The organism is Rhizobium pantanalense (assembly GCF_030182525.1).
Lineage (GTDB): Bacteria > Pseudomonadota > Alphaproteobacteria > Rhizobiales > Rhizobiaceae > Rhizobium.
The window spans coordinates 375,948-388,132 of sequence record NZ_JAQJCH010000004.1 but is presented as its reverse complement, the minus strand read 5'-3'; the positions used below and the strand labels follow the sequence as shown (position 1 = coordinate 388,132).

Genomic DNA, 12,185 nt, shown 5'->3' with positions numbered 1-12,185 from the left:
GTTTCTGAATTGAAACGGTTACGCGCCTTCGGCGATTGCGCGGAAAGGTATTATCGTCCTGTAAAAACAATGGGATGGCTGCCACGGCATCCGTTATGCGTATGCCTGTCCAAATCAGTTTCTGTGAAACATCAGCCTCTGCGTGCCGACTGCAATGTGGTTGCAAGCAGGGTTTGCGTTGCGATCGTGTCTTCGAGGCTCGCACGCTGGCGCGTCTGGAGAATGGCAGATTGCAGCCTGTTCATCTCGCGGGCGATCGCAGGGCCCGACCAGGTTTTGAGGGCCTGTTCAATGATCGGCTTGCGCCTGAAATGTAGATGGCGCCCGTGCGTCTGCATGACCTGTGCCGGGGCAAGGCGCTTTTCATCCATTTCGGCTCGCATCGTATCGAGCATCTGAAATTGCCGCAGGCAGCCCTGCAGCACGAGAAACATCGGAGTCTTGGAAGAGGCGATCTTCTGCATGGCATGCAGAAAGGCCTCGGAATCTCCTTTCAAGATAGCATCGACGGCATCGTCAGCAGAAATCGCGCTGGCATCGCCGATGATCTCCATGACATGGTTCTCTTCGATCGTGCCCTGCCCGCGGCAGTAAAGCGCCAGTTTGCGCACCTCGTTTCTGGATGCGATCCGGTCGCCCCCCAGAAGTTCGAGCAATGCCTGACGGGCTGCGGGGGCGATGCGCAATCCTTCATTTGCCAGTTCCGCATCGATCAGACCATTCAGCGCTCTGGCATCGTCGGCATAGCAGGGGATGGTTGCGACCGAGCGCGCCGGTTCCGCGACCTTGCGCAGGCCTGCGCCCTTCTTCAGATCGCCGGCTTCAATGATGACGAAACTTGCCTCCGGCGGGCTTTCGGTGATGATCTGCAGCGAGTCGACCAATGCCTTTTCATTGGCGGCGCCGCGAATCCAGACGAGCTTTTCGCCACCGAACAAACCGATGGCGTTGACTTCGTCGAGCAGGCGACCCGCATCGTTCTGCAGGTCGCCGACATCGAGCTTGATGAGGGAAAAGGCATCATTGAGATCGACGCCGGTCTTGGCGGCGATCAGTGCGGCACGTTCGGAAACGAGGCCGCGATCCGGGCCGTAGATTACGAAGATCCGATAATTGCGCGCGGCATTTTGCAGGAATCCATCAAATTCGTGAGACTTGATTTCCGCCATACCGCGCTCTTTATCAGCGGCTGAGCGCGGCAGCGATATCGGCTGCGACCATTTCGGCAACTTCGCGGGCAGCACGGTCTTCCGAATCACGGATCGCGCGCTGCTTGGCAAATTCCTGAGTCGGGAAGTCGACGAGCGACGTCACCGCGCGGCTACCCGATTTGATAACCTTGCCGGTGCCGATCTCCCTCAATGTGAACGAGACGGTCACAGTCGTGCGGCCTGCGGCTGACGTACTCGAAGACGGCAGATAAAGCACGCTGCCGGTGCCGGAGCTGACGCTCAGATCGACACTGTATTTTGGCGTCTTGGTCTCGCCTGCACCACGCCCGGCGATGAAGATCAGCTGGTTGCGCACCTGGAGACCGACGCGCGTATTGACGTCAGAGAAGGAAACTTCCGACAGCTTCTGTGTGACGCCGGTGCTGACGGCATAGAGCGGCCGAACCTGGCATGCAGACAGGAGGCCGGCAACGGCGACCAGAGACGCAACGCCGGCCATGCGGGCGAATTTGAAAAGATTATCAGACGACAATGTTTACGATCCTCTGTGGAACGACGATGATCTTCTTTGGCGCCTGACCATTCAATGCGCTCGTAACGGCATCCAGGGCGAGCACGGCTTGCTGCACGGCATTCTGATCTGCATCGCGCGCGATTGTCAATTCGGCGCGCTTCTTGCCGTTGATCTGAACGGGATAGATGATCTCGTTCTCGATGACGAGGGCTTCGTCATAGACCGGCCACGGGCTGGTCGCGACCATATGCGTGTTGCCGAGGACAGCCGAGCATTCCTCGGCCAAGTGTGGCGTGATCGGCGCAACCAAAGCAATCAGGATCTCGACGGCTTCGCGGACGGCAGAGCGATAGACGCCATCCGCCTGGCCGGCAGCCACTTTCGTCAGCGGTGCCGCCAGCGCATTGACAAATTCATAGATGCGCGCCACGGCCTTGTTGAAGGCGAGCTTGTCGTAGTCACCCTGAACCGCCTTCAGCGTACGATGGGCAATCTGCGAAATCGCCAGTGGCTCACCTTCCTTAGCCGGCGCAGATTCGACCGCCTTCAGGACATCGGCAGCTTCAGACACCAGGCGCCACATGCGCTGCGTGAAGCGATGCGCGCCCTCGACACCGGCTTCCGACCAGATCACGTCGCGATCGGGCGGCGAATCGGACAGCACGAAGAAGCGTGCGGTGTCGGCGCCATAGGAGGCGATGATGTCATCTGGGTCGACGACGTTCTTCTTCGATTTCGACATCTTCTCGATCGAGCCGATGGCGATGTCCTCGCCCGTCGACAGCAGGGTAGCACGGCGCTGGCCGTCCACTTCCTCGATCTTGATATCGGCTGGCGACACCCATTCGCGGGTCAGGCCGTTTCCGCGGCTATAGGTTTCATGCACCACCATCCCTTGCGTGAAGAGGCCCTTGAAAGGTTCCTTCACGTCGAGATGGCCGGTTTCGCGCATGGCACGGGTGAAAAAGCGCGAATAGAGCAGGTGCAGGATCGCGTGTTCGATACCACCGATATATTGGTCGACAGGCAGCCAATGGTTCGCGGCAGCCGGATCTGTCGGCTGGTCTTCCCAAGGCGCGGTGAAGCGGGCGAAATACCAGCTCGAATCGACGAAGGTGTCCATCGTATCGGTTTCGCGACGGGCATCCTTGCCGCATTGCGGGCAGGCGACATGGCGCCAGCTGGCGTGCCGGTCGAGCGGATTGCCCGGCTGGTCGAAAGTCACGTCGTCGGGCAGCTTGACCGGCAGATCCTTCTTCGGCACCGGCAGCACGCCGCAGTCATCGCAATGGATGACCGGGATCGGGCAGCCCCAATAGCGCTGACGGGAGATGCCCCAGTCGCGCAGACGGAAATTCACCTTGCGCTCGGCCTGCGGTGCGTTGCCGAGACTGGTCTCGGAGAGCTTCGTCGCCACCGTCTGGAAGGCTTCCTCGGTGCTCATGCCGTCGAGGAAACGGGAATTGATCATCACGCCATCGCCGTCATAGGCGACATCGCCGATAGTAAAGGTCGCCGCATCGCCATCGGCAGGCATGACGACGGGAACGACGGGCAGGCCATACTTGCGGGCGAAATCCAGGTCGCGCTGGTCGCCGGACGGGCAGCCGAAGATGGCGCCCGTGCCATAGTCCATCAGCACGAAATTGGCGATGTAGACGGGCAGTTCCCAGGACGGATCGAAGGGGTGACGGACGCGGATGCCGGTGTCCATGCCCTTCTTCTCGGCCGTTTCGAGCGCAGCCAGCGAGGTGCCGGCGCGGCGGCATTCCTCGCAGAAGGCCTCGATCGCCGGATCCTTGGCAGCCGCTTCCTTGGCAAGCGGATGATCGGCCGAGATCGCCAGGAAGGAGGCGCCGAACAGCGTATCTGGACGGGTCGTATAGACGGTGATCTCGCGATCGCTATTCGGAGCCGTTTCGGCTACGATTTCCCAGCGAACGGTCAGGCCCTCGGAACGGCCGATCCAGTTCTTCTGCATCAGCCGCACTTTTTCCGGCCAATGATCTAGCGTATCCAGGGCATCCAGCAGTTCCTGGCTGAACTCGGTGATCTTGAAGAACCACTGCGTCAACTCGCGCTGCTCGACGAGCGCGCCGGAACGCCAGCCGCGGCCGTCGATGACCTGCTCATTGGCGAGAACGGTGTTATCGACCGGGTCCCAGTTGACCTTCGATTTCTTGCGGTAGACCAGACCTTTCTCCATCATGTCGATGAAGAGCATCTGCTGGCGATGATAATAGTCCACATCGCAGGTCGCGAATTCGCGGCTCCAGTCCAGCGACAGGCCCATGGCCTTCAGCTGGGTGCGCATCGAGGCGATGTTCTGGTAGGTCCATTCCTTCGGATGCACCTTGTTGTCGCGCGCTGCGTTTTCCGCCGGCATGCCGAAGGCGTCCCAGCCCATCGGATGCAGCACGTTATAGCCGCGGGCGCGCTTGTAGCGGGCAACGACATCGCCCATGGCGTAGTTGCGCACATGCCCCATATGGATGCGGCCCGACGGATAGGGAAACATTTCTAGAACGTAGTATTTCTCACGCGGATCGGCATTGTCAGTCACGAAGACCTTCTCTTCGTTCCATTTTTCCTGCCAGCGGGGCTCGGCATCGCGTGGATTATAACGTTCGCTAGTCATTTGTTCTTGTATTCCGGAAAATCATGGGGATTAAGGCGTGACCTTCACCACGAAACCACCCAAGCGTCAAGTTTAGCGGGTGCAGCAAGTGCCTTATCTTGCAAAGCAAAGCCGGATTCCAGTGCATTCGCCCTTGGCAAAGCCTGTGAGCCTCATTACTGCAAAGTTTGAGAAGCAAGCCAAATATCGAGGCGGAAAGATGGAACTTCAAGAGCGTCTGAACGAAGTCCGTTCCCATATCGCAGCCGCCGAGCGTCACGCCGGCCGAGCTACCGGCTCCGTGCAGCTCGTTGCCATTTCCAAGACCTTCGATGCCGATCAGATCCGGCCGGCGATTTCGGCCGGCCAGCGCGTGTTCGGCGAAAACCGCGTGCAGGAAAGTCAGGGCAAGTGGCCGGAGCTGAAAGCTGAAACGCCTGGAATCGAGCTGCACCTGATCGGGCCACTGCAATCGAACAAAGCCGCAGATGCGGTGGCGCTATTCGACGTTATTGAGACGATCGACCGGGAAAAGATCGCGCGGGCCGTCGCCGATGAAATGAAGCGGCAGGGCAAGAGTTTGCGGCTCTATGTGCAGGTCAATACCGGACTGGAACCACAAAAGGCCGGGATTGCGCCCGACGATACCGTCGCTTTCGTCGAGCTGTGCCGCAAGGAACTGGGGCTTTCGATCGAGGGCCTGATGTGTATTCCGCCGGCCGAGGAAAATCCGGGGCCGCATTTTGCGCTGCTGGCAAAGCTCGCCAGGCAGGCTGGCCTCGAAAAGCTCTCCATGGGCATGTCCAGCGACTACGAAATTGCGGTTGCCTTCGGCGCGACGAGCGTCCGGGTCGGCTCGGCGATTTTTGGGGCGCGGTAAATTCGGTAAAATAAAAGGTGCGGAAGGCCTTGGTGTGTGGAGCACATGACCGGCCCGGATTGGAGATTTGACGGGGGCCCTCAGTCCTGAAGATGGCAATCATGGCATGGAATAGTCCTCTCTCCCCGCAGGCGGGAGAGAGAGGGTCTACAGTGCTCTAGACAAACAAAAAAGCCCCGGTTCGGCCGGGGCTTTGCATTCTTATCCGCTATACCGGATCTCAGAACTGATCGTCGTCCTCGTCGTCGCGGCTGGTCGATTTCAGCGACTTCAGCTTGGCGAAAACGGCGTCGGCGTCGATTTCCTTTTCCTTCTCTTCTTCGCGATCGTAACTGAAGCCGAGCTTTTCGGTTTCCTGAGCCGGCTGCAGGGTTGCGCCGAGTTCGGCGGCGGTTGGCAGCGGACGGCCCTTGGATGCCTTTTCGACTTCCATGTCGAGGTCGATCTGGCTGCAGAGGCCGAGCGTGACCGGATCCATCGGCGTCAGGTTGGCCGAATTCCAGTGCGTGCGGTCGCGAATCTGCTCGATGGTCGACTTGGTGGTGCCGACGAGGCGCGAAATCTGCGCATCCTTCAGTTCAGGATGATTGCGCACCAGCCAGAGGATAGCGTTCGGGCGGTCCTGACGCTTGGAGACCGGCGTGTAACGCGGGCCGCGGCGCTTGGATTCCGGCACGCGAACCTTCGGCTCGGAAAGCTTCAGCTTATGGTTCGGGTTGGCTTCGGCACGGGCGATTTCATCGCGGGTCAGCTGGCCGGTCGAGATCGGGTCGAGGCCCTTGATGCCCTGCGCTGCTTCCCCATCGGCAATGGCCTTCACTTCGAGCGGATGCAGCTTGCAGAACTGCGCGATCTGGTCGAATGACAAGGCCGTATTGTCGACAAGCCAGATGGCAGTTGCCTTCGGCATGAGCAATTGTTGAGCCATGGATATAGTCCTTCTGTCAGTCCGCGCCGGTGTCGCGGTCCGGGGTGTAACACCACATTGTCCGGGAAATACGGCCCTATATAGCGATAGTGTCGCGGAATTGCAATTCTTTGCGCATGAAATGCACTTTGTCCAATTGCTGTCGTAGTTTGACCTGCTATTTATTGCGCGGAAAGAGCACTCGCGGTTACAAATCGGCGTGCGAGGATTTGAGGAGGAAACGATGTCGGATAAGATCCATCCCGTGACGAAACCGGTCAAGGCGCGCGCCCTGATCGACAAGGCGAAGTACCAGAAATGGTATGAGCAGAGCGTCGAGGATCCCGACAAGTTCTGGGGCAAGCACGGCAAGCGCATTGACTGGTTCAAGCCCTATACCAAGGTCAAGAACACGTCCTTTACAGGCAAGGTCTCGATCAAGTGGTTCGAGGATGGCGTCACCAACGTCTCCTATAATTGCATCGATCGGCATCTGAAGAAGCACGGCGATCGCGTCGCCTTCATCTGGGAAGGCGACAATCCCTATATCGACAAGAAGATCACTTATAACGAGCTCTACGAGCAGGTCTGCCGCCTGGCGAATGTGCTGAAGAAGCACGGCGTCAAGAAGGGTGATCGCGTCACCATCTACATGCCGATGATCCCCGAGGCAGCCTATGCGATGCTGGCCTGCGCCCGCATCGGCGCGGTGCATTCGGTTGTCTTCGGCGGCTTCTCGCCGGAAGCGCTTGCCGGCCGCATCGTCGATTGCGCCTCGACCGTCGTCATCACCTGCGATGAAGGTGTGCGCGGCGGCAAGTCTATTCCGCTGAAGGAAAACACCGATAAGGCCATTCAGATCGCCGCCAAGCAGCAGGTTGCGGTCAAGACCGTCATTGCCGTGCGCCGCACCGGCGGCAAGGTTGCCTGGGAGCCCGGCCGCGATGTCTGGTATCACGAGGAAACCGCCAAGGTGAAGGCGGATTGCCCGCCGGCGAAGATGAAGGCGGAAGACCCGCTCTTCATCCTCTATACCTCGGGCTCCACGGGCAAGCCGAAGGGCGTGCTGCACACGACGGCCGGCTACCTCGTCTATGCGGCGATGACGCACGAATACACGTTCGACTATCATCCAGGCGATATCTACTGGTGCACGGCCGATGTCGGCTGGGTGACGGGCCATTCCTACATCGTCTACGGGCCGCTTGCGAATGCAGCGACCTCGCTGATGTTCGAAGGTGTGCCGAACTACCCGGACCAGGGCCGTTTCTGGGATGTGATCGACAAGCACAAGGTCAATATCTTCTACACGGCGCCGACGGCGATCCGTTCGCTGATGGGCGCCGGCGATCAGTTCGTCAAGCGTGCCTCGCGCTCCAGCCTGCGCATCCTCGGTACCGTCGGCGAGCCGATCAATCCCGAGGCATGGGAATGGTATTACAAGGTGGTCGGCGACAGCCGCTGCCCGATCGTCGATACCTGGTGGCAAACGGAAACGGGTGGCCATATGATCACGCCGCTTCCGGGCGCGACCGATCTCAAGGCCGGTTCAGCCACCTTGCCCTTCTTTGGCGTGCAGCCGCAGCTGGTCGACAATGAAGGCAATGTGCTGGAAGGGGCGGCCGACGGCAATCTCGTCATCGCCGATAGCTGGCCCGGCCAGATGCGTACCGTCTATGGCGACCATGAACGCTTCATCCAGACCTACTTCTCCACCTACAAGGGCAAATACTTCACCGGCGACGGTTGCCGTCGTGACGAGGACGGCTATTACTGGATCACCGGCCGCGTCGATGACGTGCTCAACGTCTCGGGCCATCGCCTCGGCACGGCAGAAGTGGAATCGGCGCTCGTATCCCATAAGCACGTGTCGGAAGCCGCTGTCGTCGGCTATCCGCATTCGATCAAGGGCCAGGGCATCTATTGCTACGTGACGCTGATGGTCGGCATGGAGGGCAGCGAAGCGCTGCGGCAGGAGCTGGTGAAGCACGTTCGCGCCGAAATCGGCCCGATCGCCTCGCCGGACAAGATCCAGTTCACGCCCGGCCTGCCGAAAACCCGCTCCGGCAAAATCATGCGCCGCATCCTGCGCAAGATCGCCGAGGATGATTTCGGCGCGCTTGGCGATACTTCGACGCTCGCCGATCCGGCTGTCGTCGATGATCTGATCGCCAACAGGCAGAACAAGGCGGATGCGGCGTAGGTCGAGTCAGGGGCACCGGGTCATTTGACATTAGGCGAGAGCCAGGCTCTCGCCTAAATTTTTCATCTTGCAGTGCTGAAAAAAGCAATTGCCATTTGGGCAACATGGTTATGCACGTTTTCTCGCACCAAGCCAGCAATGTCGGTAAAGACCGCCGGTGCGGCCTTCAGGCCTTGTGGCGTAGGCTCAGGCAGAAACGTATAATGGCCTACTCCGCCGCCTATGATTTCAAGGGAGCTCGAGTGCACATTCTCGTGGAGCCATGTGCAGCATTTGTGGGCCGGCGCTATGACATCCGCATCGCCGCCAACGATCTGAACGGGTGCTGTTATTTCTTCGAGACTTTCCTTGGAAAAGCCGAGAACCGACCGACCTGGCGCGATCGCCAAAGCGGCTTTCAATCTATCATCCCTAAAACTGTCCCGTCGTCGATTCCATGATTCTAGGAATATATCATCTTGGAGAAGCGAAGGAATGTGATCCGCCAAATCGGGGAATTCTCTCGGTCCTCGTATGGGGCTCTTCTGAGGGTTGTCCGGTTCGAACTGAGAGTAGGCAACGCGGGCGCCGACAAGCAGCATCGCGGTATAGGCGCCGGCGGAGAAACCTGCGACGTAGGCATGGTTTTCAACGGCCCCGCCCAAGACCTCTCTCCAGTCATTGGCATTGAGCAAGGCGGTCAGATCGGCCGCCCGCTCCCAGAGACAGAGAAATCCCTCGGCTCTATACGGTTCTGAACCTGTATGGCCGTGATGATCGATGCCCAGGACCACAAAGCCGGCCTGCGCCAAGCGATGTCCGAGCCATTCCAGTCCAATGGCAAGGCCGCCCGATCCGTGAGACAGCAACACCAAAGGGCGCGGATCGGTGGATTTCTTCATCGGCGCGTTGGGCGCGACCGGCTTTTGCTTGAACGAGGACGGCAAGGGTGCGATTTCGACTGCATCGTCATCGGCCGGATACCACGCGCACCAAGCCAAAGGGCGGTGGCCCGTCCGGCTCCAGTTTGCGCGTTTCCTATCAAAGGACAGACCTTGAGAGAAACTTATAGGCATTATTCTCTCATCGAATGACGGCTAACCCAAACTCATCTCAAAAATCGATCGCTCGACCGTTGATTTCCCAATCGCCGAAGCGTGCGGGGTCGGCGCCGCCGCGGCCGCCAATTTCGGGGGGAAGTTCGGCCTGTGCTTGAGCTTCCTGCGCCTTGCGGCGCTCTTCTGCTTCGGCGAGCGCGCGCTTGGCCGCGGGTGAGAGCGGCTTGCGGGTGATTTCGCCGGCTTCGGTTTCGAGTTTATTGTCGTTATCTGCGGTTTGCATGGTCTCGCACGACCTCCGAAATATTGAAATGGAGGGAGGAATAGCCAAATCATAGTGCGTCCGGCCGTAAAGAAAAAGGTTTGGACGACAGATGTGTTGGAGACCTCTCGATGAATCTCATGCGTACTGCCATGCTGCTTGCCTTCATGACCGCGCTCTTCATGGGCGTCGGCTTTCTGATCGGCGGCCAATCGGGCATGCTGATCGCATTTGTCGTCGCCGCCGGCATGAATTTCTTTTCCTATTGGAATTCCGACCGCATGGTGCTGTCCACCTATGGTGCGCAGGAGGTCGATGAGCGCAGCGCGCCGGAATTCTACCGCATCGTCCGCGATCTCGCCCGCAATGCCGGCCTGCCGATGCCGAAGGTCTATCTCTATGACAGCCCGCAGCCGAATGCTTTTGCCACGGGCCGCAACCCCGAAAATGCCGCCGTTGCGGCCTCCACCGGTCTCCTACACGCGCTGACGCCCGAGGAAGTGGCCGGCGTGATGGCGCATGAACTTGCCCACGTGCAGAACCGCGACACGCTGACCATGACGATCACGGCGACGCTTGCCGGTGCCATTTCCATGCTCGGCAATTTCGCCTTTTTCTTCGGCGGCCGCCGCGACAACAACAACCCACTCGGCATGGTCGGCGTCCTCGTGGCGATGATCGTCGCCCCGCTGGCCGCCATGCTGGTGCAGATGGCGATCAGCCGTACGCGCGAATATTCGGCCGACCGCCGGGGCGCGGAAATCTGCGGCAATCCGCTTTGGCTTGCCTCCGCGCTCGGCAAGATCGCCCGCGGCGCGGCGCATATTCCGAACGAAGAGGCCGAAGGTCATCCGGCGACGGCGCATATGTTCATTATCAATCCGCTCTCCGGCGAGCGTATGGACAACTTGTTTTCCACCCATCCGAATACGGAAAACCGCATCGCCGCTCTGCATGAAATGGCCCGTTACGGTGGCGGCGGTGCTTCGCCGATGACACCGTCTTCCGGCGCATCTTCCGGCTTTGGCTCGACGGGACCGTCCTTCACTGCTAATTCGGGGCGCAAATCGCGCTCCGTGCCGAATACGGGTCGCGGTGGTTCGCAACCGCCGAAGGGTCCCTGGTCTTGAGTTCTGACACGAAAAACAACGCTTCCAAGAGAGACGGAAAACGATCGGGCAAGCGGCCGCAGCCGTCGAGGCCGGTCGATTCGTCCCCGCAGAAGCCCGGCCTTCCGGCCCGCGCTGCGGCGTCGAAGATCCTGGGAGCCGTGCTGGATCGCAAGACGCCGCTCGACGGCATGCTCGATGCCGAAGGCGGCAGCGCCGCCTATACGACGCTCAGCGATGGCGACCGTGCGCTGGTGCGGGCTATCCTGAACAGCGCGCTGCGCCACCTGCCGCGTATCGAGGCGGCGATCTCGTCGTTGCTCGATTCGCCGCTGCCGGAGGGTGCCCGTGCCCTGCATCATGTCCTCGTCATTGGTGCGACGCAGATCCTCTACCTCGACGTGCCGGATCATTCCGCCGTCGATCTTGCTGTCGAGCAAGCCAACCGCGATCCTCGCAATCGCCGTTTCGCCAAGCTGGTCAATGCCATTCTCCGCCGCATCGGCCGCGAGAAGCAGGAAATCCTTGAGCGGGTTGCGAACGTGCCGGCCATGCCGGCCTGGTTCCTTTCCCGCCTGGAAGCGGCCTATGGCGCTCCCGCTGCGCTAAAGATTTCCGACACGCAACTCGAGCCAGCGGCGATCGACCTCACCGTGAAATCCGATGCCGAGGGCTGGGCGAAGCGGCTGAACGGCGTGGTGCTGCCGACCGGTGGCGTGCGGCTTGCCGCCTTCGAAGGGTCCATTCCCTCTCTCGAAGGTTTCGACCAAGGGGAGTGGTGGGTTCAGGATGCTGCCGCCAGCATTCCCGCAAAACTTTTCGGCCCGCTGGCCGGCAAGCGGGTGGTGGATCTCTGCGCAGCACCGGGCGGCAAGACGGCGCAACTCATTCTCGCCGGCGCTGAGGTCACGGCTCTCGATCAATCCGCCAATCGCCTGAAGCGGCTGTCCGGCAATCTGGCACGCCTTGGCTTCGAAGCAGAAACCGTCGTTGCCGATATGAGCAAATATCAGCCCGACGAACTTTTCGATGCGGCTCTTCTCGATGCCCCCTGCTCCTCGACGGGAACGACGCGCCGCCATCCGGATGTGCTCTGGACCAAGGGACCGGAGGATATCGCCAAGCTGGCCGCGCTGCAGGAACGCCTGCTTCGCCATGCCCTGACCTTGGTCAAGCCGGGCGGTGTGGTGGTCTTCTCCAACTGTTCGCTCGATCCCGAAGAGGGCGAAGATCTGGTTGCACGCCTGCTTGCCGATACTGGCAATGTCGAGCGCGTACCGATCGCATCAGGCGATTGGCCGGGTCTGGAAGCGGCGATTTCGCCGCTTGGAGCCTTCCGCACCACGCCGGATATGCTGCCGCTTGCCGACGGCTTCGCCTCTGGCCTCGACGGCTTCTTTGCCGTCGTGCTTCGCCGCACGCATTAGTCCCACCTCGAATCGTTTTTACCGGACGGTTAAAAAACCGGCGAACATGTCTTTAAT

The 12,185-nt window shown here is 60.1% G+C and carries 10 protein-coding genes; 4 read left to right on the top strand and 6 right to left on the bottom strand.

Annotated features, from left to right (window positions below; genetic code table 11):
* Positions 1-131: 131 nt before the first annotated feature.
* Genes holA through leuS form a run of 3 tightly spaced genes read right to left on the bottom strand, consistent with a single transcriptional unit; the run spans position 132 to position 4,324 of the window.
* Complete coding sequence (gene holA, locus PH558_RS13675) at positions 132-1,169, bottom strand: DNA polymerase III subunit delta (RefSeq protein WP_095433391.1); 1,038 nt, start codon at positions 1,167-1,169, stop codon at positions 132-134.
* A 13-nt stretch (positions 1,170-1,182) separates the two neighbouring features.
* Positions 1,183-1,704 (bottom strand): LPS assembly lipoprotein LptE, encoded by a 522-nt coding sequence (gene lptE, locus PH558_RS13670; RefSeq protein ID WP_285204894.1) that lies wholly within the window; start codon positions 1,702-1,704, stop codon positions 1,183-1,185.
* Positions 1,694-4,324, bottom strand: coding sequence for a leucine--tRNA ligase (leuS, locus tag PH558_RS13665; RefSeq protein ID WP_285204892.1), 2,631 nt, complete (start codon positions 4,322-4,324; stop codon positions 1,694-1,696). Before leuS ends, lptE begins: the two co-directional genes overlap by 11 nt.
* A gap of 199 nt (positions 4,325-4,523) precedes the next feature.
* Here leuS and PH558_RS13660 point away from each other — a divergent pair, with 199 nt between their 5' ends.
* Complete coding sequence (locus PH558_RS13660; RefSeq protein ID WP_285204891.1) at positions 4,524-5,183, top strand: YggS family pyridoxal phosphate-dependent enzyme; 660 nt, start codon at positions 4,524-4,526, stop codon at positions 5,181-5,183.
* A 220-nt stretch (positions 5,184-5,403) separates the two neighbouring features.
* Here PH558_RS13660 and PH558_RS13655 read toward each other — a convergent pair whose 3' ends face one another.
* Complete coding sequence (locus PH558_RS13655; protein ID WP_095433387.1) at positions 5,404-6,111, bottom strand: DUF1013 domain-containing protein; 708 nt, start codon at positions 6,109-6,111, stop codon at positions 5,404-5,406.
* A 223-nt stretch (positions 6,112-6,334) separates the two neighbouring features.
* Here PH558_RS13655 and acs point away from each other — a divergent pair, with 223 nt between their 5' ends.
* Entirely contained in the window at positions 6,335-8,293 is a 1,959-nt protein-coding gene (gene acs / locus PH558_RS13650) for an acetate--CoA ligase (RefSeq protein WP_285204890.1), read from the top strand.
* A gap of 62 nt (positions 8,294-8,355) precedes the next feature.
* On the opposite strand, the gene PH558_RS13645 is transcribed toward acs, so the two are convergent.
* Both PH558_RS13645 and PH558_RS13640 read right to left on the bottom strand, forming a co-directional pair.
* Entirely contained in the window at positions 8,356-9,348 is a 993-nt protein-coding gene (locus tag PH558_RS13645) for an alpha/beta hydrolase family protein (protein WP_285204888.1), read from the bottom strand.
* 37 nt (positions 9,349-9,385) lie between these two features.
* Positions 9,386-9,613 (bottom strand): DUF1674 domain-containing protein, encoded by a 228-nt coding sequence (locus PH558_RS13640; RefSeq protein WP_095433384.1) that lies wholly within the window; start codon positions 9,611-9,613, stop codon positions 9,386-9,388.
* Positions 9,614-9,723: 110 nt separating this feature from the next.
* Here PH558_RS13640 and htpX point away from each other — a divergent pair, with 110 nt between their 5' ends.
* Together htpX and PH558_RS13630 are read left to right on the top strand one after the other, a co-directional pair.
* Positions 9,724-10,722 (top strand): zinc metalloprotease HtpX, encoded by a 999-nt coding sequence (htpX, locus tag PH558_RS13635; RefSeq protein WP_095433383.1) that lies wholly within the window; start codon positions 9,724-9,726, stop codon positions 10,720-10,722.
* Complete coding sequence (locus PH558_RS13630; RefSeq protein WP_285204886.1) at positions 10,719-12,128, top strand: RsmB/NOP family class I SAM-dependent RNA methyltransferase; 1,410 nt, start codon at positions 10,719-10,721, stop codon at positions 12,126-12,128. Before htpX ends, PH558_RS13630 begins: the two co-directional genes overlap by 4 nt.
* The last annotated feature ends 57 nt before the right edge of the window (positions 12,129-12,185 follow it).